This window comes from Ciceribacter lividus (assembly GCF_003337715.1).
Classification (GTDB): Bacteria; Pseudomonadota; Alphaproteobacteria; order Rhizobiales; family Rhizobiaceae; genus Allorhizobium; species Allorhizobium lividum.
In genome coordinates this window covers 20,241-47,154 of the sequence record NZ_QPIX01000014.1, presented here as the reverse complement: position 1 = coordinate 47,154, position 26,914 = coordinate 20,241, and the positions used below count along the sequence as shown (strand labels likewise).

The 26,914-nt window shown below is 58.4% G+C and carries 26 protein-coding genes; 13 read left to right on the top strand and 13 right to left on the bottom strand.

Annotation, left to right across the window (positions count from 1 at the left end):
* Nucleotides 1–83 precede the first annotated feature (83 nt).
* The 4 genes from DFR48_RS19850 to DFR48_RS19835 are packed head-to-tail and all read right to left on the bottom strand — an operon-like array spanning nt 84 to nt 2,807.
* Nucleotides 84–440 carry a helix-turn-helix domain-containing protein gene (locus DFR48_RS19850; protein WP_114364955.1) on the bottom strand — a complete coding sequence of 119 codons (357 nt, stop codon included), beginning with the start codon at nt 438–440 and terminating at the stop codon, nt 84–86.
* The gene (locus tag DFR48_RS19845) at nt 437–997 is read right to left on the bottom strand and encodes a Smr/MutS family protein (RefSeq protein WP_114364954.1); all 561 of its coding nucleotides are present in this window, start codon (nt 995–997) and stop codon (nt 437–439) included. Before DFR48_RS19845 ends, DFR48_RS19850 begins: the two co-directional genes overlap by 4 nt.
* Entirely contained in the window at nt 997–2,115 is a 1,119-nt protein-coding gene (gene mltA, locus DFR48_RS19840) for a murein transglycosylase A (protein ID WP_114364953.1), read from the bottom strand. The genes DFR48_RS19845 and mltA overlap by 1 nt, the downstream gene beginning before the upstream one ends.
* The gene (locus tag DFR48_RS19835; protein WP_114364952.1) at nt 2,112–2,807 is read right to left on the bottom strand and encodes a Tim44/TimA family putative adaptor protein; all 696 of its coding nucleotides are present in this window, start codon (nt 2,805–2,807) and stop codon (nt 2,112–2,114) included. Before DFR48_RS19835 ends, mltA begins: the two co-directional genes overlap by 4 nt.
* Before the next feature lie 155 nt (nt 2,808–2,962).
* Between DFR48_RS19835 and DFR48_RS19830 the strand changes: the two genes are divergently transcribed.
* The gene (locus DFR48_RS19830; protein WP_170141941.1) at nt 2,963–3,457 is read left to right on the top strand and encodes an FxsA family protein; all 495 of its coding nucleotides are present in this window, start codon (nt 2,963–2,965) and stop codon (nt 3,455–3,457) included.
* Nucleotides 3,458–3,547: 90 nt separating this feature from the next.
* Nucleotides 3,548–4,021, top strand: coding sequence for a protein-export chaperone SecB (gene secB / locus DFR48_RS19825; protein WP_114364950.1), 474 nt, complete (start codon nt 3,548–3,550; stop codon nt 4,019–4,021).
* Nucleotides 4,022–4,086: 65 nt separating this feature from the next.
* Here secB and dnaQ read toward each other — a convergent pair whose 3' ends face one another.
* Genes dnaQ through DFR48_RS19800 form a run of 5 tightly spaced genes read right to left on the bottom strand, consistent with a single transcriptional unit; the run spans nt 4,087 to nt 7,692 of the window.
* Nucleotides 4,087–4,788, bottom strand: a complete 702-nt coding sequence (dnaQ, locus tag DFR48_RS19820; RefSeq protein ID WP_114364949.1) for a DNA polymerase III subunit epsilon — start codon at nt 4,786–4,788, stop codon at nt 4,087–4,089.
* 3 nt (nt 4,789–4,791) lie between these two features.
* Nucleotides 4,792–5,391, bottom strand: a complete 600-nt coding sequence (gene coaE, locus DFR48_RS19815; RefSeq protein ID WP_114364948.1) for a dephospho-CoA kinase — start codon at nt 5,389–5,391, stop codon at nt 4,792–4,794.
* Complete coding sequence (locus DFR48_RS19810) at nt 5,388–6,245, bottom strand: shikimate dehydrogenase (RefSeq protein WP_114364947.1); 858 nt, start codon at nt 6,243–6,245, stop codon at nt 5,388–5,390. The genes coaE and DFR48_RS19810 overlap by 4 nt, the downstream gene beginning before the upstream one ends.
* On the bottom strand, nt 6,238–6,837 hold the full coding sequence (locus DFR48_RS19805) for a Maf-like protein (protein WP_114364946.1): 600 nt from the start codon (nt 6,835–6,837) through the stop codon (nt 6,238–6,240). The genes DFR48_RS19810 and DFR48_RS19805 overlap by 8 nt, the downstream gene beginning before the upstream one ends.
* 33 nt (nt 6,838–6,870) lie before the next feature.
* The gene (locus DFR48_RS19800) at nt 6,871–7,692 is read right to left on the bottom strand and encodes a pyruvate, water dikinase regulatory protein (protein WP_114364945.1); all 822 of its coding nucleotides are present in this window, start codon (nt 7,690–7,692) and stop codon (nt 6,871–6,873) included.
* 403 nt (nt 7,693–8,095) lie between these two features.
* On the opposite strand from DFR48_RS19800, the gene hemE reads away from it, so the two are divergent.
* The 8 genes from hemE (at nt 8,096) to DFR48_RS19760 (ending at nt 16,829) form a co-directional block, all read left to right on the top strand.
* The gene (gene hemE / locus DFR48_RS19795) at nt 8,096–9,130 is read left to right on the top strand and encodes a uroporphyrinogen decarboxylase (RefSeq protein ID WP_114364944.1); all 1,035 of its coding nucleotides are present in this window, start codon (nt 8,096–8,098) and stop codon (nt 9,128–9,130) included.
* Nucleotides 9,130–9,666 carry a protoporphyrinogen oxidase HemJ gene (gene hemJ / locus DFR48_RS19790; RefSeq protein ID WP_114364943.1) on the top strand — a complete coding sequence of 179 codons (537 nt, stop codon included), beginning with the start codon at nt 9,130–9,132 and terminating at the stop codon, nt 9,664–9,666. The genes hemE and hemJ overlap by 1 nt, the downstream gene beginning before the upstream one ends.
* A gap of 191 nt (nt 9,667–9,857) precedes the next feature.
* Nucleotides 9,858–11,120 carry a transcription termination factor Rho gene (gene rho, locus DFR48_RS19785; protein ID WP_114364942.1) on the top strand — a complete coding sequence of 421 codons (1,263 nt, stop codon included), beginning with the start codon at nt 9,858–9,860 and terminating at the stop codon, nt 11,118–11,120.
* A 77-nt stretch (nt 11,121–11,197) separates the two neighbouring features.
* Entirely contained in the window at nt 11,198–12,532 is a 1,335-nt protein-coding gene (mnmE, locus tag DFR48_RS19780) for a tRNA uridine-5-carboxymethylaminomethyl(34) synthesis GTPase MnmE (RefSeq protein ID WP_114364941.1), read from the top strand.
* A 69-nt stretch (nt 12,533–12,601) separates the two neighbouring features.
* On the top strand, nt 12,602–14,461 hold the full coding sequence (gene mnmG / locus DFR48_RS19775) for a tRNA uridine-5-carboxymethylaminomethyl(34) synthesis enzyme MnmG (protein ID WP_114364940.1): 1,860 nt from the start codon (nt 12,602–12,604) through the stop codon (nt 14,459–14,461).
* 22 nt (nt 14,462–14,483) lie between these two features.
* Nucleotides 14,484–15,101 (top strand): 16S rRNA (guanine(527)-N(7))-methyltransferase RsmG, encoded by a 618-nt coding sequence (rsmG, locus tag DFR48_RS19770; RefSeq protein WP_170141944.1) that lies wholly within the window; start codon nt 14,484–14,486, stop codon nt 15,099–15,101.
* An 18-nt stretch (nt 15,102–15,119) separates the two neighbouring features.
* Nucleotides 15,120–15,914 carry a ParA family protein gene (locus DFR48_RS19765; RefSeq protein WP_114364938.1) on the top strand — a complete coding sequence of 265 codons (795 nt, stop codon included), beginning with the start codon at nt 15,120–15,122 and terminating at the stop codon, nt 15,912–15,914.
* Nucleotides 15,915–15,947: 33 nt separating this feature from the next.
* A complete protein-coding gene (locus tag DFR48_RS19760) occupies nt 15,948–16,829 on the top strand; it encodes a ParB/RepB/Spo0J family partition protein (protein ID WP_114364937.1) in 882 nt (293 codons plus the stop codon).
* A 10-nt stretch (nt 16,830–16,839) separates the two neighbouring features.
* On the opposite strand, the gene holA is transcribed toward DFR48_RS19760, so the two are convergent.
* From holA to leuS, 3 genes are read right to left on the bottom strand one after another with little or no spacing between them, the layout of a single operon-like run.
* Nucleotides 16,840–17,886 carry a DNA polymerase III subunit delta gene (gene holA / locus DFR48_RS19755; RefSeq protein WP_114364936.1) on the bottom strand — a complete coding sequence of 349 codons (1,047 nt, stop codon included), beginning with the start codon at nt 17,884–17,886 and terminating at the stop codon, nt 16,840–16,842.
* Between the two features lie 12 nt (nt 17,887–17,898).
* On the bottom strand, nt 17,899–18,414 hold the full coding sequence (locus DFR48_RS19750) for an LPS assembly lipoprotein LptE (RefSeq protein ID WP_245415671.1): 516 nt from the start codon (nt 18,412–18,414) through the stop codon (nt 17,899–17,901).
* Nucleotides 18,404–21,034: a leucine--tRNA ligase gene (gene leuS, locus DFR48_RS19745; protein WP_114364993.1), complete on the bottom strand. Its 2,631-nt coding sequence runs from the start codon at nt 21,032–21,034 to the stop codon at nt 18,404–18,406. The genes DFR48_RS19750 and leuS overlap by 11 nt, the downstream gene beginning before the upstream one ends.
* A 197-nt stretch (nt 21,035–21,231) precedes the next feature.
* On the opposite strand from leuS, the gene DFR48_RS19740 reads away from it, so the two are divergent.
* The gene (locus DFR48_RS19740) at nt 21,232–21,891 is read left to right on the top strand and encodes a YggS family pyridoxal phosphate-dependent enzyme (protein ID WP_114364935.1); all 660 of its coding nucleotides are present in this window, start codon (nt 21,232–21,234) and stop codon (nt 21,889–21,891) included.
* A gap of 117 nt (nt 21,892–22,008) precedes the next feature.
* On the top strand, nt 22,009–23,916 hold the full coding sequence (locus tag DFR48_RS19735) for a propionyl-CoA synthetase (RefSeq protein ID WP_114364934.1): 1,908 nt from the start codon (nt 22,009–22,011) through the stop codon (nt 23,914–23,916).
* An 88-nt stretch (nt 23,917–24,004) separates the two neighbouring features.
* Here DFR48_RS19735 and DFR48_RS19730 read toward each other — a convergent pair whose 3' ends face one another.
* Complete coding sequence (locus tag DFR48_RS19730; protein WP_114364933.1) at nt 24,005–24,706, bottom strand: DUF1013 domain-containing protein; 702 nt, start codon at nt 24,704–24,706, stop codon at nt 24,005–24,007.
* A gap of 236 nt (nt 24,707–24,942) precedes the next feature.
* Between DFR48_RS19730 and acs the strand changes: the two genes are divergently transcribed.
* On the top strand, nt 24,943–26,898 hold the full coding sequence (gene acs / locus DFR48_RS19725) for an acetate--CoA ligase (protein WP_114364932.1): 1,956 nt from the start codon (nt 24,943–24,945) through the stop codon (nt 26,896–26,898).
* Nucleotides 26,899–26,914 lie beyond the last annotated feature (16 nt).

Genomic DNA, 26,914 nt, shown 5'->3' with positions numbered 1-26,914 from the left:
ACTATAGGTGGTTTGGCGAAACTTCCAAACGCGAGGGACCCCGAATCCCGTGGATAGGAGCGTCGCCTCGGGGGTTAAGCAGCTCATTTGGCTTTTTGTAGGACGCTGTTCAACTCGTTTATCACGTTCGGCGGCAGCAAGCGAATCCTGTGTGCGAGAGCGTTCGCAAGAGCGGTATACTGTGGAGGGAGACCGGAGGTGTCGATCACCACGCGGGGATCGGACATACTCGCCACCGAGAAGAGCTCCTCTGCCTCGTCCCAGATGATATTGAAATAGCCGGCGATGCGTTGGAGAAGGTCGAAATTCGGCCTGCCGCGCTTGCCGTGCTCAAGCGCCGACAGATAGGCCGGCGATACACCGATAGCCGCCGCCATCGCCTTTTGCGAAACACCTTTTCTCTCACGCAGCTTCCGCAGCGCCTCCCCGAAAGGCGTCATGGGCGATCTCCGCGTCTGCGGGACAGACGTACATACAGCGCGCCCTCGCCGCCATGCTGGCGTGCCGCCGCCTCGTACGACGAAATCAAGTGGCGGAACTCCGGTTTCGAAAACCATAGCGGAACAGCGCGCTTCAACGCACCGTCGCTTCCAAGCGAGCTACCCTTGCCTGTGATGACGAGCACATGCCGCATTCCACGCTCACTCGCCCTCACGAGGAAGTCGAGAAGCATTGCGTGCGCCTCGCTCTGGACGAGCCCATGGAGATCGATGCGCGCTTCGAGAGCGAGATGTCCCCGCGCCAGTTTGCGCTTGACTGGTTTTTCCAGTGGATGATGACGGCCGGCAGTCTTCTTTTGGCGGTCGGTCTCGGCCGCCGCCGAGGCAACACCGGCTTCCGATCGCTCGACCATACCTGGAACCGACACCGCCGGTTCGACAAACTCCTCCTCGAAAACCAACAGTTCTTCGAACCGACCGTGCAGTGGTCGCGTGGTCCGGGCCACCTTTCCCCAGAGGATACGGTCCTCGCCGCTGAGCTCTCCCTTTCCCGGCACTAGATATACCTCACCGCTGCATTTTTCGGCACAAGTATATAGAAGTCTGCATTGTTGCGAACGGCTCCCGCCAGTTCTCCGGCGGCATCACCCGAACCGGTGAAGATGTCACCTCGCGCCGGGCCGACAATGGCCGAACCGGTATCGAGGGCCAGCATCAGCCGCGCGAACGGCTTACCGGCATCGATGGTCGTCAGAGCTTCGGAACGGACGAAGAAGGGGAAACCAAACGTGTGGATTTGCCGGTCGACGGCCAGAGACCGTCCCGCAATCAGGGGGACTTTTGCAGCGGCAATCGGACCGAGTTCCGGATCGTCCACGGCTGCCTCTCGGAAGAATATGTAAGACCGGTTGTGCCACAACACCTCGTCGGTCTGGTCGGGATGCTGTGCCAGCCAACTGCGGATCGATTGCATAGAGATATTTGACGGCTCGATCTCGCCCCGCTCGATGAGCAGCTTACCGATCGCCGAAAAGGGGTGCCCCGCCTTCGCGTCATAGGTGATACGCTTCGTCGTGCCGTCCGGATAGAGAAGTCGCGCGGCGCCCTGAACATGCGCAAAGAAGACGTCGACCTTGGATTTCGCCCAGGCGATTTCGAGATTCCGTCCCTCAAGATAACCCTGATCGATCACTCTCCGGTCGGGATAGATCGAAATCACACCGTCCTGTAGCAAACCGAAGCGATAGGAGGGGTCAACATCGGCAGGCCTGTTCTCCTGATCGATATCGACCAGGTCGGGGGGGCGACGATAGAAGGGATGGAGGTACTCACCGTCTCGGGTCGACGAGACTGCTACCTCAGGCTCGTAGAAGGCCGTGACAAGACCCGCTTTTCCCTCCGTTTGGTCAATCCGGAACGGCTGACATTCGATCTCGAAGAATCGGCGGGCGACTTCGCCGGATTGAATCGCCACTTCTTCGGCCTTGTCGAGAAGCGGCATCAGATCGTCACAGCTAAGACCCAGCGAGCCGGTGCGGTACGGCTTCACAGACCGAACGTACCGTCGGCACGCCTGTAACCCCGCAAACAGGGGCGACGGGTCATCATCACGCCATCCAGGGATCTCGTCAAACGAGACGGGTGTCAGTCGAAATCCTGCGGGGCTGCCGTTCATTGTTCCGATTCGGTCGCCACGAGCTTCCAGTTCGGGTCACGCGAGCGAATGTCACGTGCAAACGTCCAGATGTCGTTGACTTCGCTTACCGCTTCCGGGTCGCCGTCAATCAGCTTTCCGTCCTTGCCGAAGGTTGCCGTTATCAGCTGGCAGACCACGCGGACGGTCACCTGCTCTTCGCTGTCCTTGACAGAGACCTGCTTGATTTCAGCCTTTTCGATGCCAACGAAAGTCGACTTCATCATTTCGCCGCGGGACTCTCGCTCGGATATCGCACCGTCGAACCCCTCGTAGACGTCGCGCGAGAGCAGGTTCTTCAACGTCTTGCGGTCGCCCTCGGCAAAGGCTGTCACGATCATCTCGTAGGCCAGCCGCGCACCGTTCAGAAACTCCTTCGGATTGAAGCTGGGATCAACGGCGACAAGGTCCCGCAGCGACGAATTCAGCGATGTGCCGGGCTTCGCGAAAGAATCAATGGCCGAAAAGCGGTCATCTCCTCCTTCGTCGCGGCGCGGCAATGTCACCAGCTTTCCGTCGTCCGTGCCGGGCACTTGCGACGCATCGCGTGAGCCATATGGCTCGAAGGGCGGCTTCTCATTGCCTGTCCTGCGGCCCAGCACGCTACGCAGCTGAAGAAAAATCAGGACTGCGGCCACGAGAAAAAAGAGCGTTACAAAGTCGTTGGAACCCATCGCATCCGCCGCTGACGTTTATTTTTCCGTTCTTCATCCCCATATAGTCTGCATTCGGCCATCATTCAAATGGCGCTGCCAAGTCTTTGGCGCGCATCGTCATGCCGAGCCATTTGCCGAAAGGCGGCCGGAGGGTTCGGAGGAGAGAGTTGCGCATGCGCATTCCAGCATTGCTGTTCATAGTTCTCCCGCTTATCGAGATCGCGGGCTTCATTATCGTCGGCAAGGCGGTCGGCATTGCCGTAACGCTGGGATTGATCGTCCTTTCGACCGTCGCCGGGCTCACATTGCTTCGCGTTCGCGGCATCGGCATGATACGCAAGCTGCGTGAAAAAGACGGCCTCGGCACCGATCCAGAAAAGGTGTTTGTCCACGGCGCCATGATTGCCGTTGCGGCCATACTGCTAATCATTCCAGGTTTTGTCACCGATCTGGTGGGTCTCTTGCTCCTGCTGCCATTCGTGCGGAATCTGTTGTGGTCACGACTTGGTGCGCGGACCTTCTTCTTCTCGTCGCGCCAACGCTTCTATGCCGGATCGGGCGCGCATCAAGCGCCCCCGACGCGAACGATCGATCTCGGTGAGACCGACTTTCGTCGAGAACCCGATGAGCATTCCCCGTGGCGTGTAAAGAAGGAAGACAACCGTTAGGCTCTTCAGCTTCGGACGCGGCGTGAGGGTTGTCACCATAGGCCCGAAGTGTTAGATGGCCACGACAATCCAAGCCACGAGGAACGCCCAATGGCCAACGACAACACGGGAACGGCGAGCCCCTCCCTCAACATTCTGGCTCAGTACATCAAGGATCTCTCCTTCGAGAACCCCGGCGCTCCGCGATCGCTGCAGGCGCGCGACAGGGCTCCCGCGATCAACATCAACGTCAACGTCAACGCAAATCCGCTGTCGGAGTCGGATTTCGACGTCGTGCTTTCGCTGAATGCCGAAGCCAAGGACGGGGACAAGACCGTATTCGCGGCCGAACTGGTTTATGGCGGCGTCTTCCGTATTTCCGGCTTCCCGCAGGAGCATATGCTGCCGGTTCTGTTTATCGAGTGCCCGCGCCTGCTTTTCCCCTTCGCACGCCAGATCATCGCCGACGCAACTCGCAACGGTGGCTTCCCGCCGCTGATGATCGATCCGATCGATTTTGCACAGATGTTCGCTCAGCGTGTGGCTGAAGAACAGGCCCGCGCCAAGGTCCAGGCTACGAACTGACCACAGCTTTCACGAAAAAGGAGCCCGGTTCGCCGGGCTTTTTTCCTTCTTGAGGTTCACGTTTCCTAAGACTGGTACCTCGACCAGATCGCCTTCTGGCCAAGGCGCTCGACCAGCGCGCGGTGAGACTCGATTTCCTCGGGAGTGAGACGCGCGGCAAGCTCGACCGACCTCACGAGCAGATGATCGGCGATCTCTACTTCTTCCTCCAAAACAATCTTCTTTTCTTCGGCCTGCACCAGTCCGAAGGCGGCCTGACGGCCGCCGAGCATCTCGATGTAAACCTCGGCCAACAGTTCGGCGTCGAGAAGTGCCCCGTGCTTGGCGCGGTGGGAATTGTCGACTCCGTAGCGCCGGCAAAGGGCATCGAGCGAATTGGGGCCCATCGGATGTTTCCGGCGTGCCAGCGCCAAGGTGTCGGTCACCATGTCAGCCGGTACTGGCGGTCGGCTCAGCCTCTCGAACTCAGCGTTTATGAAGCCGATGTCGAAATTTGCGTTATGAGCAATCCATCGCGCGCCATCGAAGAACTCGACGAGTTCCTCGACAATGTCCGCAAAACGCGGCTTGTCCTTCAGAAAATCGTCTGAGATGCCATGGACCGCCAGCGCATCGGGATGCACCTTGCGATCACCGGGGTTGATGTAGACATGAAAACTGCGCCCTGTCGGAAAATGGTTAAGCAGCTCGATCCCGCCGATCTCGATGACCCGGTCGAACCTCGATTCCAGTCCCGTCGTTTCCGTGTCGAAGACGATTTCGCGCATATGCTATTCTCCAGCAGACGGCCGGCGCCGCAAGGTCGAGACAATCTCGCCAACCTGACTCCTTGCCGATTCGATGCCATGACCGGTGTCGACAATGAAGTCCGCCCGAGCCCGCTTTTCCTTATCCGGTATCTGGCGGGAAAGGATCAAGTTGAATTTCTCCTCGGTCATTCCCGGCCGCCTGAGGACTCGTTCCTTCTGAATCTGCGGATCACAAGTGACAACCACGACGACATCGACGCGATCTTCGGCACCGGTCTCGAAAAGAAGTGGTATGTCCAGAACGGCGATGTCTGCGCCGGAACGGCAGGCACCGTCGAGGAATTCGCGCTCCCTGGCGCGCACCAACGGATGAACGATCGCCTCAAGCACCTTAAAGTTAGCCGGATTCTTTGCCAGATTCTCCGCAAGCTTCTTTCGATCGACGACGCCGTCTTCGACAGCCTCCGGGAAGGCGGCCGCGACAAGGGGCGCGGCTTCCCCGCGATAAAGATCATGGACTACCTGATCGGAATTATTGACTGGAATCCCCTGCTCAGCAAACAGCGACGCCGTCGTGGACTTTCCCATACCGATCGAACCGGTCAGCCCAACGACGATCATGCCTGCTTTTCCATGTCGGCTATCACCAATTGCCGCAGCTCGGCTGTCACCTCCGGGCGACGGCCGAACCACTTCTCAAAACCTGGAACCGCTTGATGGAGAAGCATGCCGAGCCCATCCACGGTCGCAAATCCATGCTTCTCCGCCTGCCGAAGAAGCGGCGTTACGAGCGGAATGTAGACGAGGTCGGTTACAGTTGCGTCTGGCGCCAACCGCTGCAATGGAAATTCCGGCACCGGCGAGCCATGCATTCCGAGCGACGTCGTGTTGACGAACAAACCGGCTCCGGTAAGAACTTCGGCAAGCCCCTCCATCGGATGAGCGAAGACCTTTCTTCCGAAACGGTCCGCGAGTTCCTGCGCTCGCTCCACCGTACGGTTGACGACGTGAATCTCGCTGAAGCCCCGATCCCTTAGAGCCTGGATGACCGCGCGGCTTGCTCCGCCAGCACCAAGGACAACTGCTTTCTCGCAACGATCCCAACCCGGCCTACGCTCATCAAGATTGGCAAGGAAGCCGAGGCCGTCGGTATTCGTCGAATACACCAGCCCGTTTTCGACCCACAGCGTGTTGGCGGCACCAAGCTCCTCGCTCAAGGCATCCGGCTTGTCGGCAAGCCGCACCGCCTGTTCCTTATGCGGTATCGTGACATTACCACCACGATAACCGGCCGTGCCATCTCTCAGATTCGCGATAAAGGTTGGAAGATCCGCTTCGCTAACCTCTATGGCACGATAACTTCCGTCGATGCCAAACTGCTTGAGCCAGTACCCGTGAATAAGCGGCGAGCGGGAATGTTTGATTGGATAGCCTACAACGAACGCGTGGCGACCTGTTTCACGTGAATCAGACATCGATCTCCCCCAGTTCCCGGAGTTTTGCCAGCAGCGGCAGGAGAGGAAGTCCCAAGATGGTGAAATAGTCCCCCTCTATTCCCTCGAAGAGCTGAATTCCCTCTCCCTCAAGTTGATAGGCTCCGACACTGCGCAAAACCGTCTCGGCCATTCTGGCCAGATAGAGATCGAGAAAATCATCGGAAAATTCGCGCATCCTCAGTTCGGCGACCCCAATGTGGCTCCAGAGAATGGCACCGCCGCGCGCCAGAACAACGGCACTGTTGAGGCAGTGGGTCTTGCCCCTGAGGATCATCAGGTTGGTCCTTGCCTCGGTAATGTCGACCGGCTTGTGGAATACGCGATCGCCGAGCGACATTGTCTGGTCGCAACCGATGATCATCGCGGATGTCAGACGACGGCTGACATCGAGCGCCTTCCGGCGTGCGAGTTCCGCGGCCAGTTCTGCAGGTGCAATATACCTGCTTCCGATCTCGCGTTCGATTTCGCGCTCGTCGATCTCTGCCGGAATCGCCTCGAATTCCAGGCCGGCGTTTCTCATCAACATTCGCCGCGACGAACTTGCCGACGCGAGAACCAACCCTATTGCCATTTCCTCAATCCGTGTTCCGATATTGGGAATCGCTTAACGCAGCTTCACCTTCAGGGCAACGATCGCCGCGGCAGTCTCTTCTATCGACCGTCTGGTGACATCGATCAGCGGCCAGTTGTGGCGAGCACAGAGCAGACGCGCATATTTGAGCTCTTCAGCGATTGATGCGCGGTCCGTATAATCACGCTGGTCAAAACCGGACGTCGTCCCGAGCTCGCGGTTTCCCCGCACTTGGGAAATCCGATCGCTTGTGGCAATCAGGCCAACAATCAATGGTTTCGTGGCACCGAGCAGGCTCTCGGGCAACGGTACGCCGCAGACGATGGGAACATTGGCTGTCTTGATGCCGCGATTGGCCAGGTAGATGCTCGTTGGTGTCTTCGACGTACGGCTGATGCCGACAAGCACCACATCCGCCTCGTCGTAGTCACCGGGCAATTGGCCGTCGTCATGGTCCATGGTGAAATTGAGAGCTTCGATACGCGCGAAATACTCGGCCGTAAGCGCGTGCTGCGCGCCTACCCGCCGGCGCGATGGAGCGCCGAGATATGTCTGGAATATTGCCATCACCGGCTCCAGGACATTGACGGTCGGAAGTCCCATCTCGCGACAGCGCGATTCCAAGAGGTCGGCAAGCTCGCGGTCGACGATCGTGTAGAGAACAATTCCAGGCTCCTGATCGATCGCCTCGAGAACTGCTGTCAATTGCCGCTTGTTACGGATCAGAGGGTAGACGTGTTCGATTGCGACACTCGAATGGAACTGCGCCGAAGCCGCTCGTCCAGCCGAGATCAGAGTCTCCCCGGTCGAGTCAGAAATCAGATGCAGATGGAAGAAGTTTCTTCTGTTCTCCACGCTGTTTTTGCTCATCTGTTGAAAACTTGGGAGAAGAAGAGGTAGCGACACGCGAGGCTACCAGGCAAGGGGAAAAGCGCCGTTTTATCCACATCCCGCCGTGCAGGGAGAGATCGCGGCACTATCTGTGGATTGCGGGAACAGAAGAAAGAAAGGCTCACGTTATCCACAGACTGTCCACGCTGAATTTTTAAGACACGAGTCCTACAAGTATTTGAAATCAAATGAGATATTTCACTCTCCCCGATATGGAGCATGACCATGCGATATTTCATCGCTTGGATTTCAGACATCGCCGGCAGAGCTCCTGTCACCTGGGGAGGAGCTTTAATCCTTGATAGTCACTGACTCTTAGAAATAGAAGAAGAGTCATATCTCATATTTTTTTTGGAAGGTTCGACCGTTGGCCAATTCACGTCGGAAGGTGATGGATGTCTTGAGAGGTGAGGTCGTGAACCCGCCCCCGATTTGGCTCATGCGGCAGGCAGGGCGTTATCTTCCCGAATACAGGGCGACACGCTCACGAGCGAAGACCTTCCTCGACCTCTGCTACTCTCCTGATCTCGCCGTCGAGGTTACCCTCCAGCCGATCCGCAGGTATGGCTTCGACGCAGCCATACTGTTTTCGGATATCCTTGTGGTACCGGATGCACTTCACCGCAATGTACGTTTTTCCGAGGGTCACGGCCCACAGATGGATTCCATCTCGGTAGATGAGATCGCAGCACTGAAGCCCGCGGGTTTTCTTGAGCACCTTCGGCCTGTCTTCGAGACTGTTCGTCGCTTGCGCGAAGAGTTGCCGAACGAGACGACCCTGTTGGGTTTCTGCGGTGCTCCGTGGACCGTCGCCACCTACATGATCGCGGGCCACGGAACGCCCGATCAGGCCCCCGCACGGCTGTTTGGATACCAGCACCCGGAGGCGTTTGAACGCCTCCTGGCCGTTCTCGCGGAGCTGTCGGCCGAATACCTGGTGGCGCAGATCGATGCTGGCGCGGATGCTTTACAGATTTTTGATTCCTGGGCAGGCGTTCTCGGCGAGGAAGAGTTCGAGCGCTACTGCGTCAAGCCGGTGGCAAGGATCATTGCGTCGGTGAAGGCGCAACGACCGTCGGCAAAAATAATCGCGTTTGCGAAGGGAGCCGGCCTGATGCTGGCGAATTACCGCACGAAGACAGGCGCCGACGCGATCGGACTCGACTGGACGGTGCCACTCTCTTTTGCCGCCGAGCTGCAGAAGGATGGACCAGTACAGGGAAATCTCGATCCGATGCGCGTCGTAGCAGGCGGAAATGCCTTGGCAGAAGGTGTCGATGCAATCCTGACGGCACTTGGAAACGGACCTCTGATCTTCAATCTCGGTCATGGAATCACTCCTCAGGCTGACCCGGAAAATGTCGCAGCCCTGGTCGCTCGAGTGCGCGGGAGTAAAGCCTGATGGCAGAGGAAAAGGCGAAGGCGTCCGGACGGAAAGTCGTTGTGAGAGCCGCGACCGCAATCGCGCTGTTCTGCCTTGTTGCGGTTGGCCTCATCTTCCTGCAGCCGGACGCGCTTTACCTTTGGATCAAGGCGCTTCACGTCATAGCCGTGATCTCCTGGATGGCGGGAATGCTCTACATGCCGCGCCTGTTCATCTATCATCTCGATGCACCGCCGGGCTCGCAACAGGCGGAGACTTTCTCCGTCATGGAGCAGCGACTGCTGAAGATCATTATGCGCCCGGCGATGGTGATTACATGGCTCCTTGGCCTTTACATGGCTTGGGAGGGATTCGGCTTCATGGGGGGCTGGCTTCATGTGAAGCTCGCGGCTGTATTTGCCCTCTCTGCGGTGCATGGATATTTTGCACGAGCCGTTGCAGTTTTTGCGCGTGGCAACTACATGAAGACTGCCCGGTTCTGGCGATTGATGAATGAGCTCCCGACGGTATTGATGATCATCATCGTCATCATGGTTGTCGTGAAGCCTTTCTGAGCCATTCTCACGGTCTTTCGCCTAATTTGGACCGGGTTCGCCTTTTTGCTTGCGGCTGAAGGGCTGAATCGCTATTTTCCCGCAAATCCCATCTAGTTCAGTGTGCCTGACATCCTGTCACCTGCGGATCCATCAACCGTACCGATCAGCATCAGCACACCCTTCCCTACAAAAGAACGTGGTTCCTCTTAATGGCTGAAATGAAGCTACAAGAACTCAAGAGCAAGTCTCCGACCGATCTGCTGACCTTTGCGGAGTCGCTCGAGGTCGAGAATGCCAGCACAATGCGCAAGCAGGAGCTGATGTTCGCGATCCTTAAGATGCTGGCTGCGCAAGACGTTGAGATTATCGGTGAAGGCGTCGTTGAAGTTCTGCAGGACGGCTTCGGCTTTCTCCGTTCGGCCAACGCAAACTACCTGCCGGGACCGGACGACATTTATATCTCGCCCTCACAGATCCGCCGCTTCTCCCTGAAGACCGGCGATACAGTAGAGGGGCCAATTCGCGGGCCGAAGGAAGGTGAGCGCTACTTCGCGCTTCTGAAAGTCAATACGATCAATTTCGAGGATCCTGAGAAGATCCGCCACAAGGTTCATTTCGACAATCTGACGCCGCTTTATCCGAACGAGCGGTTCAAGATGGAACTCGAGACTCCGACCAAGGATCTGTCCGCGCGTGTGATTGATCTTGTTGCCCCGTTGGGCAAAGGCCAGCGCGCGCTGATCGTGGCGCCGCCGCGAACCGGTAAGACGGTGCTGTTGCAGAATATCGCGCATTCGATCACGGCCAACCATCCGGAATGTTATCTAATCGTCCTGCTGATCGACGAGCGTCCGGAAGAAGTAACCGACATGCAGCGATCGGTGCGGGGCGAGGTTATCTCTTCGACGTTCGACGAACCCGCCGTTCGGCATGTCCAGGTGGCCGAGATGGTTATCGAGAAGGCTAAGCGGCTCGTTGAGCACGGTCGTGACGTTGTCATCCTTCTTGATTCGATCACGCGCCTCGGTCGCGCTTACAACACTGTTGTTCCGTCCTCGGGCAAGGTGCTGACCGGCGGCGTCGATGCGAATGCGCTGCAGCGTCCCAAGCGGTTCTTTGGGGCGGCCCGCAACATTGAGGAAGGCGGGTCTCTGACGATCATCGCCACTGCCTTGATTGATACCGGTAGCCGCATGGACGAAGTCATCTTCGAAGAATTCAAGGGCACCGGTAATTCGGAAATCGTTCTCGATCGCAAGGTTGCCGATAAGCGAATCTTCCCGTCTATGGACATCTTGAAGTCCGGAACTCGTAAGGAAGACTTGCTGGTTCCGCGTCAGGATCTTCAGAAGATCTTCGTGCTGCGGCGTATTTTGGCTCCGATGGGTACGACGGACGCCATCGAGTTCCTCATCGACAAGCTGAAGCAGACAAAGAACAACGGCGACTTCTTCGACTCGATGAACACTTGATCCTGGTGCGTATTTAGCCGGATTCATCTGCCGCTACCGCGAGGATTGACGGAACGAAGCCTGTTCGGGGTACGAAGATGATCCCTGAGTCCAACGATACGATCTTTGCGCTTTCATCTGGTGGTCTGCCCGCTGGCGTCGCTGTTGTGCGGCTAAGCGGGCCGGGTGCGCTTTCGATCGTGAGGACCCTTAGCGGCGAACTTCCGTCTCCCCGGTATGCCAGCCTGCGATCGATTCGGAGCCGTAATGGCAACGTCTTGGACTCTGGGCTTGTCATTGTCTTTCATGGCCCTGCTTCCTTTACCGGGGAGGACTGCGCTGAAATCCATCTTCATGGAGGCAAGGCGGTGGTCGCGGCGTTGCTTTCGGAATTGGAGACATTCGACCGTTGCAGGCTGGCGGAGGCCGGAGAATTCTCAAGGCGGGCCTTTGAGAACGGCAAGCTGGATTTGGTTGAAATCGAGGGTCTTGCCGATCTTCTTGCGGCAGAAACCGAAATGCAGCGGCGGCTGGCTGTAGAGCAGAGTTTCGGCCGGCTGTCGGCGATCTACGGAACGTGGCGCGAGCGCCTGCTGCACGCCAGGGCGATGGTTGAGGCGGAGCTCGACTTTGCTGACGAAAGTGACATCCCGGGCTCTATCTCGGATCGCATCTGGCCGGCGCTTGAGAGCCTGGCGGATGAAGTCAGAGTGCAGCTTCAGGCGGAAAGGGCCGGCGAGATCATCCGGGATGGCTTCAGGGTCGTAATTGCCGGCGCTCCGAATGCTGGCAAGTCGAGCTTACTGAATGCCCTGGCCAATCGCGAGGTCGCAATTGTCACGGAGTACGCCGGTACGACGCGAGACATCCTCCACTGCGAGCTGAATATCGAGGGTTTTGCTGTTCATCTGTTCGATACCGCGGGTATCCGGGAGACAGATGAGCCGATCGAGCAGGAAGGTATCCGTCGTGCAATCGGAAAGATGGCGGAAGCAGATCTCATTCTCTATCTGAGGGACGCCAGCGCCACGTCCACCGCCAGTGACCTGCAATGCCCCGGCGACGTTCCGGTGATCAACGTCGGAACGAAGAGCGATCTGCTAACCGATTCTCTCCCGAAACAAACATTTGATTTGATGGTATCTTCTGTTCAGAACATCGGTTTGGACGAGGTACGGCAGGCAATACTTCGGCACGTACAACAGAGAACCGATGTGATCTCCCTTGCAATTCCGAGCCGGATTCGGCAGAGACAGCATTTACGCGAAGTGCTCGCGAATATTGACGACGCTGTGAGAAATACCGATATCGGCCTTGAACTCAGAGCGGAGCACCTGCGGCGCGCGTCGGACGCCCTCGGGCGGATATCCGGGAAGATAGATATCGAGTCGATGCTCGGGAAGATTTTCTCTGACTTCTGCGTGGGCAAGTGATTCACGTGAAACACGTGACGTCTTAGGGATTGCCAACGAAGAAATCTGCGAACGCGGAAGGTGAATAACATGTCCTTTGATGTGATCGTCGTCGGCGGTGGCCATGCCGGATCGGAAGCGGCCGCGGCGGCGGCGCGGATGGGAGCGAGAACTGTCCTGATTACTCATCGCCGTGAGACCGTCGGTACGATGTCCTGCAATCCGGCGATTGGCGGCCTGGGCAAGGGGCATCTGGTTCGCGAGATCGACGCTTTGGATGGCCTGATGGGGCGTTGTGCGGACCGTGGCGGGATACAGTTCCGCATGCTGAACCGCCGGAAGGGGCCTGCAGTCTGGGGGCCGCGAACCCAGGCAGATCGTAAGCTCTACAAGAATGCGCTGCAGGAGGCGCTGTTCGACCTTGGCAACCTGGAGATACTGGAAGGCGATGTCTTCGACATAGATCGTTCCACTTCCGGAATTAATTCAGTCATCCTCAGGGATGGTCGACGGGTAAATGGCCGCGCAGTCGTTCTGACGACGGGTACGTTCCTTCGGGGCTTGATCCACATCGGTGATCGGAAGATTCCAGCCGGCCGCATCGGGGAAGATCCGTCCGTAGGGCTGAGCGCAACCCTTACTCAGGCGGGCCTCAAGCTAGGGCGTCTGAAGACCGGTACCCCAGCGCGCCTTGACGGAAGGACGATTGATTGGTCATCTCTTGAGCGTCAGGCGGCAGATGACGAGCCGACGCCGTTCTCTTTTCTCACCGATAGAATTTCGAATCCTCAGATCGAGTGTGGGATTACCCGGACGACGGACCGTACACATGCGCTAATTCGAGAGAACATTCACCTCTCGGCGATGTATTCCGGGCAGATTGAGGGCGTGGGGCCACGCTACTGCCCCTCCATCGAAGACAAGATCATGCGGTTCGGGGACCGCGATGGGCATCAGATCTTCCTCGAGCCAGAGGGCCTCGACGACGATACGGTGTATCCGAACGGCATCTCGACATCCCTGCCCGAGGACGTGCAAGAGGAATTCATTCGCACCATCCCGGGGCTGGAGAGGGTCCGCATTCTGCAGACGGGCTATGCTATCGAATATGATCATGTCGATCCGAGAGAGCTCCATCCGACATTGGAGGTGAAGTCAATCCCTGGTCTGTTTCTGGCCGGGCAGATCAACGGGACGACGGGATATGAGGAAGCTGGTGCCCAGGGCCTCGTTGCGGGACTGAACGCTGCGCAACTCGCCGGCGGTGGAGCGCCAGTGGTCTTCAGTCGAACGAATTCGTACATCGGCGTGATGATCGATGATCTTACCTCCCGCGGCGTCGCCGAGCCTTACCGTATGTTCACCTCGCGCTCCGAGTACCGGCTGAGCCTGCGAGTCGACAACGCTGACGAGCGACTGACACCACTCGGGATCCAATTCGGCTGCGTAGGGTCCGAACGCGCGACGCGTTTCTCGGCCTATCGACGCGAGGTCGAGGACGCCCTTACGGAGCTTTCCGCACGGACGCTTTCTCCGAGTGCCGCGGCGCGGGTGGGGATTGCGGTCAACCAGGATGGCCGTCGACGTAGCGGATTGGAACTTCTTTCCTATCCTGGGATGACACTAAGTACGCTGCGCGGCGTATGGAGCGATCTTCCCGAGTGGCAGCCGCGTGTGACCCAAGCCGTGGAAATACACGCAGCCTATGCGGTCTATATCGATCGACAGGAGGCGGATATTGCCGCAGTTCGGAAGGAGGAGGATCGACTGATTCCGACGGACTTCGCCTATACGGGACTATCGGGGCTTTCGAATGAGCTCAGGCAGAAGCTGGAGGCCGCACGGCCGTGGAGTATTGCTCAGGCCTCTCGGTTGGACGGCATGACGCCTGCTGCGCTCTCGCTGCTGATTGCGCATCTCAAGCGCGCAGAACTGCGGATGGTGAGTTGACGCAATGCAGGAGAGTCTTTCCCTGGATATAATCGGCCTACGTGTTTCACGTGAAACGTCAGAGCGGCTCAGCCTATTTGCCGAACTCTTTCGCAAGTGGTCGCGCGCCATCAATCTGGTCGCCACCTCGACCAAGGACGACCTGTGGGCTCGCCACATCGCGGACAGCGCGCAAGTCTTTGCCCTTTCTCCCGAGCCGAAGCAGTGGGTGGATCTCGGAAGCGGCGGAGGCTTCCCGGGTGTCATCACCGCTATTCTCCTGGCCGAAACAGGTGCTGGATGGGTTCATCTTGTTGAAAGCAATCACAAGAAGGCGAGTTTCCTACGCATCGCACTCAGTGAAACTGGCGCGCGAGGGAGTGTTCACGCTTGCCGAATTGAGGAAGCGCACAGTGAGATTCAGCACTGCGATGCGATATCCGCGCGAGCCCTCGCCGCACTCGACACGCTGCTTGATTTCGCGGAACCGTGGGCTGAACGCAACCCCGACCTACGTTATTTCTTCCACAAAGGACGGGATTACCAGTCCGAAGTGGACAAAGCTCATGGTCGTTGGTCTTTTGATCTGCTACAACATCAGAGTGCGATAGAGGCGGATTCCGTCATTCTGGAAATCGCTCATCTGATGCGGAAAGTCTAAGCAGAGTCGGGTAGCAGTATGGCTGGCGAGAAGAACCGGATCATTACCATTGCCAATCAAAAGGGCGGCGTCGGAAAGACGACGACTGCAATCAATCTCGCTACGGCGCTTGCGGCAATCGGAGAGCGTGTCCTGATCGTCGATCTCGATCCTCAGGGAAATGCCAGCACAGGTCTCGGGATTGAACGCAGGGAGCGTCGTTACTCGTCCTACGATGTACTCGTCGGAAGTCATCGTATTGAGGATGCTGCCTTACAGACGGCTGTGCCAAACCTGTCTATCGTGCCGTCCACGCTCGATCTTCTCGGGCTGGAGATGGAAATTTCCCAGCAGGCCGATCGAGTGTTCAGACTTAAGAAGGCTCTTCTGGAAGAAGATGCGCAACAATACAGCTATATTCTGATCGACTGCCCGCCGTCGTTCAACCTCCTTACGATGAACGCCATGGCAGCCGCGCATTCTGTCCTGGTGCCGTTGCAGTGCGAGTTCTTTGCGCTCGAGGGCCTTAGTCAGCTGCTCGAAACGATCAATCAGGTTCGTCACAGCGTCAATCCGACCTTGGACATACAAGGCATTGTCCTGACAATGTTCGACTCGCGCAACAATCTGGCCCAACAGGTTGTCTCCGATGTACGCACCCACCTCGGCGAAAAGGTGTATTCGACGCTCATTCCGCGTAATGTGCGCGTATCGGAAGCGCCCTCGTATGGAAAACCAGCGATTCTCTATGATCTGAAATGCGCCGGCAGCCAGGCCTATCTTCAGCTCGCATCCGAGGTCATACAACGGGAGCGTCAGCGGCGAGCCGCGTAGCGCTGCATTTTGTTTTTGTGAGGTGAGGCAAGTATGAGCGACGATTTTTCCAAGCGCCGCCTCGGGCGCGGATTGGCAGCACTTATCGGCGAAATGGATCAACCGCTCCCCGTGGGAAGTGCACGCCCGTCGATCAATCCCGACCGTATGGTTCCTATCGAATTCGTTTCTCGCAACCCGCGTAACCCTCGACGCTACTTCGACGAGGCCGAGCTGCAGGATCTTGCTGGATCTGTCCGTCAGCACGGGATCGTGCAGCCGGTGGTCGTCAGGACAGCCGGTGCGGACCGTTACGAAATAATAGCCGGCGAAAGACGCTGGCGTGCTGCCCAACTTGCCGGGCTCACCGAAATTCCCGTCATCGTGCGGGACGTCGACGACAGGACCGCTCTGGAATTGGCAATCGTCGAGAACGTTCAGCGCGCGGATCTCAACCCGCTGGAAGAGGCTCTCGGCTACGAGCAACTGATTGCGGAGCACGGGTACACTCAAAACGATCTTGGCGAGATCATCGGCAAGAGCCGGAGCCATGTGGCGAACAGCCTGCGTCTGCTGAAGCTGCCCGACCCGGTGAGGGACATGCTCGCCGAGGGAGCCCTGTCTGCCGGTCATGCGAGGGCACTCGTATCAACGCCGGACCCAGTTGCACTGGCAAAGACGATTGCCACGAGAGGACTTTCAGTACGCGATGCCGAGCGGCTCGCGCAGAATCAGATCAAGGCTCAAAACGAGCCGGCAGCGGCCGCGCAGCGGGAGACGAAGGACTCCGATACCATTGCGCTTGAACGTAGTCTCTCCGACCGACTGGGTCTATCTGTTGCCATAAGCCACAAAGGCGCGGGCGGCCAGATTCGCATCGGCTACAAGTCGTTGGATCAGTTGGAGGAAATATGCCGGCTGCTTGAGGGGCGCTGACGAGTGTCTATCAACCCTGCCTGTTACGACGTGACGCCTGCAGGGTGATGGAGAGAAGCGTCTGTAGAGCGAGGTTGTCTTCCAGTACCGGCCTCTGGCGAGATTGCAGGATGGCAGCCTGGAGCTTCGCAGCCTCGCGCGAGAGATCCGTGGAACTCCAGTTTCGAAGAGCTCGCTCCACGATTGGCTTGCGTCTGAAATGTATGCCACGGCCAAGGCTCTGCATGACTTGAGCAGGCTGCATTCTCCGGTCTTCCATTTCCGAGCGCATCATGTCGAGCTGCTGAAGCTGTCTCAGGCAGGATTGGAGAACAAGAAATATCGGCGTCTTCGAGGCTGCAATCTTCTGAATCGCGTGAAGGAAGGCGTCCGGATCGCCCGTCAAAACCGCATCGACAACCTCATCGGTGGATATGCCGCTGGCATCTCCGATGATCTCTCTGACATGATCCTCATCGATCACCTCCCGACCGAGGCAGTAGAGCACAAGCTTCCTGATTTCATTACGGGAGGCAATCCGGTCGCCACCGAGTAGATCAAGCAGCAGTTCACGGGCGGCGGGCGTCATTCGCAGGCCGGTTGCGGCGAGCTCGCTGTCGATAAGTGCATTCAACTGGCGCGTATCGTCCTGGTAGCAGGCAATCGCCGCGATCGTGCGGGCGGTCTCCGCGGTCTTACGGAGCAGTGCGCCCTTCTTGACATCGCCAGCCTCCACGATGACATAACTTGTTTCCGGCGGGCTCTCGCTGAGGTACTGGAGTCCCTCAACCAAGGCTTTCTCGTTGGCAGCGTCCTTGATCCAGACGAGTTTCTCGCCGCCAAAAAGACCGAAGGCGTTTACCTCGTCTATCAGACGTCCCGGATCTCCCTGAAGCTCGCTTGCGTCCAGGCGAATGATGGAAAAAGGGTCATCCAAATCGACGCCGGTAGCCTTCGCCAGTTGGCCGGCGCGTTCGGAGACAAGTCCCCGATCCGGGCCGTACACGACAAAGAGCCTATAATGCCTTGCCGATCTTTGGAGAAAACTCTCAAATTCGCCTGACTTGATCTCCGACATCGCGGCGCTTGCTCAGCGCCCGATAATCGTTGCGATGTCGGCCCTAATAAGCTCGGCCAACTGGTGGGCGCCTCTGTCCTCCGCATCGCGGATCGCACGCAGCTTGGCAAATTCCTGCGCGGGATAATCGACCGGGGCAACGATCTGGCGACGCCCGGTGCGCAGGACCGCTCCGTCCGACACGCGTGTAAGTGTGTAATCAGCAGAGACGATTACGCGTCCCGCTTTCGGAACATCCGAAGACTGCTCCAGAAGAACCCCCATCGTCCGAGACTGGACGTTCATGTCGACTGTGTACTGCGGAGTAGCCGGCTCCCCGGCGCCCCCTCCGGTCAGGAAAACCAAGTGGTTGCGAACCTCTTGGCCGATGCGGCTCTCAGGCTGCGAGTAGGCGATCGCTCCCAGACTTTCAGCCCTGCCTGCTGAACCGTCGTGCAATGCGCGAACCTGACAGCCGGCGAGCATCAGCGCCAAGCTCAAGCCAAGAAGAAGCCGCGGGATCGGATGAGCGACGGGTTCAGATGACAATGTTGACGATCCTCTGAGGTACCACGATGATCTTTTTCGGCACCTGCCCGTTCAGGGCAGCCCTGACGGCGTCAAGGGCTAGGACCGCGTTCTGGACAGCAGTTTGATCCGCCTCGCGAGCGATTGTCAATTCAGCGCGCTTCTTTCCGTTGATCTGCACCGGCAGGACGATCTCGCTCTCGGTCACGAGCTCAGGGTCGAACATCGGCCACGGAGCTTGCGCCACCATACCCGGATTGCCAAGAACCTGCCAGCACTCTTCCGCAAGGTGCGGTGTCATCGGAGCGATCAGTTGGACAAGGATGTTCGAGGCGTTCTTGACCGCAGCGACATAGGTCGCGTCAGCCTCACCTGCGGCCACCTTCGTCAAAGGTGCGGCGAGCGCATTGACGAACTCATAAATGCGAGCAACAGCCTTGTTGAAGGCCAACTTGTCGTAATCGCTCTGGACTGCGTTCAGGGTCCTATGCGCGATCTGCGAGATGGCAAGCGCATCGCCATTCTTAGCCGGATTCGCAACAACCCCGTCCATTCGCTCCGAAGCCTCGGAGAGCAGACGCCATACGCGCTGGATGAAGCGATGTGCTCCCTCGACGCCCGATTCCGACCAGATGACGTCACGGTCGGGCGGCGAGTCCGAAAGCACGAAGAAGCGAGCGGTATCGGCTCCATACGAGGCGATAATGTCATCCGGGTCGACCACGTTCTTCTTCGACTTCGACATCTTCTCGATCGAGCCGATCGTAACGTCTTCACCGGTGGCGATCAGGGAAGCGCGGCGGGTGCCGTCTATCTCTTCAATGCGCACATCGGCCGGTGCGACCCACTGCCCGCCGCTTCCCGATCCCAACTTGTAGGTCTCGTGTACGACCATCCCCTGGGTGAACAGCCCCTTGAAAGGTTCGCTGAGGCTGACGTGACCGGTCTCGCGCATCGCCCGAGTAAAGAAGCGGGAGTAGAGGAGGTGCAGGATGGCGTGTTCGATCCCGCCGATATACTGGTCGACCGGCAGCCAGTGGTCAGCTGCCGATGGATCCGTCGGTCGGTCCTCCCACGGTGCGGTGAACCGCGCAAAATACCAGCTGGAATCGACGAAGGTATCCATGGTGTCGGTTTCCCGGCGGGCGTCCTTGCCACAATGGGGGCAGGCGACATGCCTCCACGAGGGATGCCTGTCCAAGGGATTGCCGGGGATGTCGAAGGTAACGTCGTCCGGCAGTTTTACCGGGAGGTCCTTCTTCGGCACCGGCAGGACACCACAATCATCGCAGTGGATGACCGGGATAGGGCAGCCCCAATAGCGCTGACGGGAAATACCCCAATCGCGAAGCCGGAAATTCACCTTGCGTTCGCCCTGTGGTGCTCCGTTCAGCGTCTGTGCCGACAGCCTCGCGACGGTCGCTTCGAAAGCCTCCGTCGTCGTCATGCCGTCGAGAAAACGCGAGTTGATCATGACACCGTCGCCGTCATAGGCGGCCGCGTCGATCGAGAAACTGGCAGCATCGCCATCCGCCGGCATGACGACCGGAACGACCGGAAGTCCGTACTTGCGCGCGAAATCCAGGTCGCGCTGGTCGCCAGAAGGGCAACCGAAGATCGCGCCCGTGCCGTATTCCATGAGGACGAAGTTCGCCACATAGACAGGCAGTTCCCAATTCGGATCGAAGGGATGACGGACCTTCACACCGGTATCGATCCCCTTCTTCTCGGCGGTCTCCAGAGCCGCGAGCGACGTGCCGGCACGACGGCATTCGTCACAGAAGGAAGCGATATCGTTGTCTTTCTCCGCCAGCGCCTTTGCCAGCGGATGATCGGCCGCGATCGCAAGGAAGGACGCGCCGAAAAGCGTATCTGGCCGTGTGGTGTAGACGGTAATCTCGGAGAAGCCGTCTGGGCGCGTATTGCCCGCGATTTCCCAGCGCAGCGACAGACCCTCGGACCGTCCGATCCAGTTCTTCTGCATCAGACGCACCTTTTCGGGCCACTGATCGAGCGTGTCGAGTGCCTTGAGCAGATCTTCGCTGAAGTCCGTAATCTTGAAGAACCACTGGGTCAATTCGCGCTGCTCGACCAGGGCTCCGGAACGCCAGCCACGGCCTTCGATCACCTGCTCGTTGGCCAGCACGGTCTGGTCGACCGGGTCCCAGTTGACCTTCGACTGCTTGCGATAGACGAGTCCCTTTTCCATCATGTCGAGGAAGAGATACTGCTGGCGATGATAGTAGTCGACGTCGCAGGTTGCGAACTCTCGCGACCAGTCCAGCGAAAGGCCCATCGACTTCAGCTGGCCGCGCATTGTCGCGATGTTCTGATAGGTCCAGTCCTTCGGATGCACCTTGTTTTGCATCGCCGCATTCTCGGCCGGCATGCCGAACGCATCCCAGCCCATAGGATGCAGCACATTGTAGCCACGAGCACGTTTGTAGCGAGCGACAACGTCGCCCATCGCGTAGTTGCGTACATGGCCCATATGAATGCGTCCCGACGGGTACGGGAACATTTCGAGGACGTAGTATTTCTCGCGCTTGTCGTTGTTGTCCGTCACGAAGACGGCAGCATCTGACCATTTCGCCTGCCAACGAGGTTCGGCATCGCGCGGATTGTAACGTTCGGTAGCCATTTGTCGCATTTCCGGAAAATCAAGGAGGGTCGGCGTGACCTTCACCACGAAACCGACCAAGCGTCAAGTTTTCCGGGCACTTCGCAGTCGGAAAGCCTAATGGAAGCCGGGGCGTGGGCATCCGTCGAAGCGGCTTGCTTCGTTGCACCCGCAGAGGTGATGATGGGCGTGGTGAGTCGATCAATGGAAGGATAGAAATGACAATCGCGGAACAGTTGGACAACGTGATCGCTCGTGTCGAGTCGGCGGCGAAAAGGGTAGGTCGTGAGCCGGATTCGGTGCAGCTCGTTGCCGTGTCCAAGACGTTTCCGGCCGATGTCGTTCGTGAGGCGATCATCCACGGTCAGAGGATATTCGGCGAGAATCGCGTGCAGGAGGCGCAGCAAAAGTGGCCGCAGCTGAAGGCCGAGACTGCCGGCGTCGAGCTGCATCTGATCGGTCCGCTGCAGTCGAATAAGGCTGCGGATGCCGTCGCGCTCTTCGACGTCATCGAGACGGTCGACCGGGAGAAAATCGCCCGAGTTTTGAGCGAGGAGACACGACGGCAGGGACGCACGCCGCGATTCTATGTCCAGGTGAACACCGGACTCGAACCTCAGAAGGCCGGTATCACACCCGACGAGGCGGCCGAATTCGTCCGATTCTGTGTCCACGAACTCGGGTTGCCCGTCGAGGGGCTCATGTGTATCCCGCCGGCGGACGAGAATCCGGGACCGCACTTCGCGTTGTTGGCAAAGCTCGCGGCAGAATGCGGCCTGGGCAAGCTCTCCATGGGCATGTCAGGGGACTTCGAGACGGCGATTGAGTTCGGCGCAACCAGCGTCCGGGTTGGCTCGGCGATTTTCGGCACACGTTGACCGCTTGCCAGCGGCCATCTGTCCGCACACGCCATAGGCTTTCGTCTGGCTTTCCACTGCGCAGGCGCCTGCCTAATATCCCGCCAATCTTGCAAGAGGTTGGTTCGGGAGGACGTCATGGAGAGCAAGTACCTGGATACCTATCGCTCGTGGGAGCGTGATCCGGAAGCCTTTTGGGGAGAGCAAGCGGCCAAGATCGATTGGTTCCGCCCTGCCGACAAGGTGTTTGACGGCAGCATGGGCGCCTATGGTCGCTGGTTCGTCGGTGCGGAGACGAACACCTGTCACAATTGTCTCGATCGGCATGTAGCCAACGGCCGTGGCGAACAGGCTGCCGTCATCTACGACAGCCCGATGACAGGTGAAAAGAAGAGCTTCACCTACAATGAAGTACTGATGGAAGTGACGGCGATCGCCGCGGTACTCAGAAACCACGGCGTGACCAAGGGTGATCGCGTCATCATCTATATGCCGATGATTCCGGAAGCGGTGTTCTCCATGCTCGCCTGCGCGCGGCTCGGAGCCATCCATTCGGTGGTGTTTGGCGGCTTCGCCGCACACGAACTTGCCACCCGAATAGACGACTCGAAGGCGAAGGTGATCATCAGCGCGAGCTGCGGTCTCGAGCCCGGGCGCATCGTTCCCTACAAGCCGCTTCTCGACCATGCGATCGACATGGCGCAGGTAAAGCCCGAATATTGCTTTGTTCTGCAACGTGACCAGCTCCATGCGCCACTGCGGTATGAGCATGGGGATGTCGATTTCGCGAAGGCCGTCGAAATTGAGCGCGCGAACGGCACCGATGTCCGGTGTGAACCGGTGCTCGCGACCGATCCGCTCTACGTTCTCTATACGTCGGGTACGACGGGGCAACCGAAGGGCGTCGTTCGCGACAACGGCGGGCACATGGTCGCGCTTCAGTGGACGATGGAGAACATCTACGGAGTCGTCCCGGGCGAGGTCTTCTGGGCGGCGTCGGACATCGGCTGGGTCGTCGGTCACTCCTACATCGTCTATGGGCCTCTTCTTGCCGGAAACACTACGGTGATCTTCGAAGGCAAGCCGGTCGGTACGCCCGACGCGGGAACTTTCTGGCGAGTTGTATCAGAGCACGACGTAAAGGCGCTGTTTACTGCGCCCACCGCCTTCCGTGCCATCCGTCGCGATGATTCCGATGGCGAGCATATCCGGCGGTATGATCTTTCCGGTCTCCGTTCGTTGTTCCTCGCGGGCGAACGCGCCGACCCGGAAACGATCAAATGGGCGGAAAGGATGCTCAAGGTTCCGGTGATCGATCACTGGTGGCAGACGGAAACCGGCTGGCCGATGGCGGCCAATCCGGCAGGCCTCGGTCTTCTCCCGGTCAAATACGGATCCCCCACTGTGGCGATGCCCGGATATGCGATCGACGTGCTCGATGACGCCGGACATCCTGTTCCGAAGGGAACGCTCGGCAATATCGTCGTGAAGCTTCCTCTACCTCCCGGCTGCCTCGTCAGCTTCTGGAATGCCGAGGAGCGTTTCCGTTCCGCCTGTCTCGAGGAGTTTCCCGGCTACTACAAGACCGCCGATGCCGGCATGATTGACGAGGACGGCTACGTTTTTGTCATGGCGCGCACCGACGACATCATCAATTGCGCCGGTCATCGCCTTTCTACGGGCGCTATGGAAGAGGTCTGCGCTATGCATCCGGATGTTGCCGAATGTGCAGTCATCGGTATCGCCGATGACCTCAAGGGACAGATCCCTTGCGGCTTCCTCGTCCTGAAGAACAATGTCTCGCGTGACTTCTCGGTCATACAGCGTGAAGTCGTTCAGCTTGTCCGCGATGAGATCGGCCCGGTGGCGGCGTTCAAGACCGTGATGAAGGTCGAGCGGCTACCAAAGACCAGATCCGGCAAAATCCTGCGCGGGACGATGCAGAAGATTGCCGACGGTTTGCCCTGGAAAATGCCCGCCACGATCGACGATCCCGCAATTCTCGATGAGATCAGTATCGTTCTCAGACAGCATGGTCACGGTTGACCGCTGGCGTCGTCCAGCGAGAGCGCGCTGTAGAACCAAGAAGCCCCGCGGCGTGCGGGGCTTTGAAGTTTCAGTCGATGAAAGCGGCTCAGTAGAGATCGTCTTCTTCGTCGTCCTTGCGGTCTGACTTCAGCGACTTCAACTTGGCGAAAACCGCATTGGCATCAATTTCCTTCTCTTCGTCCTGAGAGAAGTCATAGCCAAGGTTTTCAGTCTCGGTCGCCGACTGGAGAGTTGCACCGAGTTCGGCAGCGGTCGGCAGCGGTCGGCCCTTCGAGGCTTTCTCGACTTCCATGTCGAGGTCGATCTGGCTGCAGAGGCCGAGGGTGACCGGGTCCATCGGCGTGAGATTTGCCGAGTTCCAGTGGGTACGATCGCGGATCTGTTCAATCGTACTCTTGGTGGTGCCGACAAGCCGCGAGATCTGCGCATCCTTCAATTCAGGATGGTTGCGCACGAGCCAGAGGATGGCGTTCGGCCGGTCCTGGCGTTTTGAGACGGGCGTATAGCGGGGACCACGACGCTTGGAATCCGGAACGCGTACCTTAGGCTCCTGCAGCTTCAACTTATGGTTCGGATCAGCTTCGGCGCGGGCGATCTCTTCACGCGAAAGCTGCCCGGTTGCGATCGGGTCCAGGCCTTTGATGCCTTGCGCTGCTTCACCGTCTGCAATGGCTTTGACCTCAAGCGGGTGAAGCTTGCAGAATTGTGCGATCTGATCGAACGACAATGCTGTGTTATCGACCAGCCATACGGCCGTTGCCTTTGGCATGAGCAATGTCTGAGCCATGGAAATAGTCCTTCTTTGCGTCCGCGCCGGGGGCCGCGGGCCGTGGGTATCAACCACAATTTCCGGAGAATAATGAGCTGTATACCCTCATTAAACGGTAATTGCAATTCTTCCTAAAACGGATGACCTTTGTCTAATTGCTGGGTCTGTATGACCTGCTATGAATGTGGCACATATGGCCGAAAACGGGAGTTCGGCGTCCAGACCAGTTGGCGTTTCTACATGAGGAGGAGTTCATGTCAGCCAAAATCTATCCGGTCCTAAAGGCGGCGAAGAGCCGAGCCTTGGTCGACAACGAAAAATACCTGAAGTGGTATGAGGAGAGCACGGAGGATCCGGAGAAGTTCTGGGACAAGCACGGCAAGCGCATCGATTGGTTCAAGCCCTACACGAAGGTCAAGAACACGACGTTCAAGGGCAAAGTTTCGATCAAGTGGTATGAAGACGGACTGACGAACGTTTCTTACAACTGTATCGACCGCCATCTGAAGACCCACGGCGAACGCACGGCGATCATCTGGGAAGGCGACAACCCTTACATCGACAAGAAGATCACTTACAATCAGCTCTACGAGCATGTCTGCCGTCTCGCGAACGTGCTGAAGGCCCACGGCGTGAAGAAGGGTGACCGCGTCACCATCTATATGCCGATGATTCCGGAAGCGGCCTATGCCATGCTGGCATGCGCCCGCATCGGTGCCGTGCATTCCGTGGTGTTCGGCGGATTTTCTCCGGAAGCGCTGGCCGGGCGCATTGTGGACTGCGAATCGACCTTCGTTATCACGTGCGACGAGGGTCTTCGCGGTGGCAAGCCTGTGCCGCTGAAGGAGAATACGGACACCGCGATCGATATCGCCGCCAAGCAGTTCGTCATCGTCAACAAGGTCCTGGTCGTTCGTCGTACGGGCGGCAAGATCGAATGGGCTCCAGGCCGCGACATCTGGTATCATCAGGAAATCGCCAAGGTGAAGCCTGACTGCCCGCCGGTCAAAATGCGGGCCGAGGACCCCCTTTTCATTCTCTATACCTCCGGTTCGACCGGCAAGCCGAAGGGAGTGGTGCATACGACCGGCGGCTACCTCGTCTACGCCTCGATGACGCACGAGTACGTGTTCGATTACAAGGATGGCGAGATCTACTGGTGTACGGCGGACGTCGGTTGGGTGACGGGCCACTCCTACATCGTCTACGGACCGCTTGCGAACTGTGCGACGACGCTGATGTTCGAAGGCGTGCCGAACTTTCCCGACCAGGGCCGATTCTGGGAAGTGATCGACAAGCACAAGGTGAACGTCTTCTACACCGCTCCGACGGCGATCCGTTCGCTGATGGGGGCCGGCGATCATTTCGTGAAGCGCTCGAGCCGTTCGAGCCTTCGTCTGCTGGGATCGGTCGGCGAGCCGATCAATCCGGAGGCTTGGGAGTGGTACTACAACATGGTGGGTGACGAGCGTTGCCCGATCGTGGATACCTGGTGGCAGACGGAAACGGGCGGCATCCTGATCACGCCGCTGCCGGGTGCGACGGACCTCAAGCCCGGCTCCGCAACGCGCCCGTTCTTCGGGATCAAGCCGCAGCTCGTCGACAACGAGGGCAATGTGCTCGAAGGAGCCGCCGACGGCAATCTCTGCATTGTCGACAGCTGGCCGGGCCAGGCACGATCGATCTATGGCGACCATCACCGCTTCGCACAGACCTACTTCTCGACCTACAAGGGCAAGTACTTCACCGGCGACGGCTGCCGCCGCGACGAAGACGGCTATTACTGGATCACGGGACGCGTGGACGATGTTCTCAACGTATCGGGTCATCGACTCGGCACGGCAGAAGTCGAATCCGCGCTTGTGTCGCACCATCTGGTTTCGGAGGCTGCGGTGGTCGGCTATCCGCATCCGATCAAGGGCCAGGGCATCTACTGCTACGTCACGCTGATGGCCGATCACGCCGGCGACGATGCGTTGCGTCAGGATCTCCTGAAGCACGTGCGTGCGGAAATCGGACCGATCGCCACGCCGGACAAGATCCAGTTCGCCCCGGGATTGCCAAAAACTCGCTCCGGCAAGATCATGCGGCGTATCCTGCGCAAGATTGCCGAGGACGACTTTGGCTCACTTGGCGACACGTCAACCCTCGCGGATCCGAGTGTTGTCGACGACCTTATCGCCAACCGGCAGAATCGCAACGGTCAGTAAATGATCTGACGCGAGA

What these genes read in the sequence shown, in the direction of transcription:
- DFR48_RS19850 (WP_114364955.1), bottom strand. Translation starts at nt 440, where the DNA reads ATGACGCCTTTCGGGGAGGCGCTGCGGAAGCTGCGTGAGAGAAAAGGT.
- mltA (WP_114364953.1), bottom strand. Translation starts at nt 2,115, where the DNA reads ATGAACGGCAGCCCCGCAGGATTTCGACTGACACCCGTCTCGTTTGAC.
- DFR48_RS19835 (WP_114364952.1), bottom strand. Translation starts at nt 2,807, where the DNA reads ATGGGTTCCAACGACTTTGTAACGCTCTTTTTTCTCGTGGCCGCAGTC.
- DFR48_RS19830 (WP_170141941.1), top strand. Translation starts at nt 2,963, where the DNA reads ATGCGCATTCCAGCATTGCTGTTCATAGTTCTCCCGCTTATCGAGATC.
- secB (WP_114364950.1), top strand. Translation starts at nt 3,548, where the DNA reads ATGGCCAACGACAACACGGGAACGGCGAGCCCCTCCCTCAACATTCTG.
- dnaQ (WP_114364949.1), bottom strand. Translation starts at nt 4,788, where the DNA reads ATGCGCGAAATCGTCTTCGACACGGAAACGACGGGACTGGAATCGAGG.
- coaE (WP_114364948.1), bottom strand. Translation starts at nt 5,391, where the DNA reads ATGATCGTCGTTGGGCTGACCGGTTCGATCGGTATGGGAAAGTCCACG.
- DFR48_RS19810 (WP_114364947.1), bottom strand. Translation starts at nt 6,245, where the DNA reads ATGTCTGATTCACGTGAAACAGGTCGCCACGCGTTCGTTGTAGGCTAT.
- DFR48_RS19805 (WP_114364946.1), bottom strand. Translation starts at nt 6,837, where the DNA reads ATGGCAATAGGGTTGGTTCTCGCGTCGGCAAGTTCGTCGCGGCGAATG.
- hemJ (WP_114364943.1), top strand. Translation starts at nt 9,130, where the DNA reads ATGGCAGAGGAAAAGGCGAAGGCGTCCGGACGGAAAGTCGTTGTGAGA.
- rho (WP_114364942.1), top strand. Translation starts at nt 9,858, where the DNA reads ATGGCTGAAATGAAGCTACAAGAACTCAAGAGCAAGTCTCCGACCGAT.
- mnmE (WP_114364941.1), top strand. Translation starts at nt 11,198, where the DNA reads ATGATCCCTGAGTCCAACGATACGATCTTTGCGCTTTCATCTGGTGGT.
- mnmG (WP_114364940.1), top strand. Translation starts at nt 12,602, where the DNA reads ATGTCCTTTGATGTGATCGTCGTCGGCGGTGGCCATGCCGGATCGGAA.
- DFR48_RS19765 (WP_114364938.1), top strand. Translation starts at nt 15,120, where the DNA reads ATGGCTGGCGAGAAGAACCGGATCATTACCATTGCCAATCAAAAGGGC.
- DFR48_RS19760 (WP_114364937.1), top strand. Translation starts at nt 15,948, where the DNA reads ATGAGCGACGATTTTTCCAAGCGCCGCCTCGGGCGCGGATTGGCAGCA.
- holA (WP_114364936.1), bottom strand. Translation starts at nt 17,886, where the DNA reads ATGTCGGAGATCAAGTCAGGCGAATTTGAGAGTTTTCTCCAAAGATCG.
- leuS (WP_114364993.1), bottom strand. Translation starts at nt 21,034, where the DNA reads ATGGCTACCGAACGTTACAATCCGCGCGATGCCGAACCTCGTTGGCAG.
- DFR48_RS19740 (WP_114364935.1), top strand. Translation starts at nt 21,232, where the DNA reads ATGACAATCGCGGAACAGTTGGACAACGTGATCGCTCGTGTCGAGTCG.
- DFR48_RS19735 (WP_114364934.1), top strand. Translation starts at nt 22,009, where the DNA reads ATGGAGAGCAAGTACCTGGATACCTATCGCTCGTGGGAGCGTGATCCG.
- DFR48_RS19730 (WP_114364933.1), bottom strand. Translation starts at nt 24,706, where the DNA reads ATGGCTCAGACATTGCTCATGCCAAAGGCAACGGCCGTATGGCTGGTC.
- acs (WP_114364932.1), top strand. Translation starts at nt 24,943, where the DNA reads ATGTCAGCCAAAATCTATCCGGTCCTAAAGGCGGCGAAGAGCCGAGCC.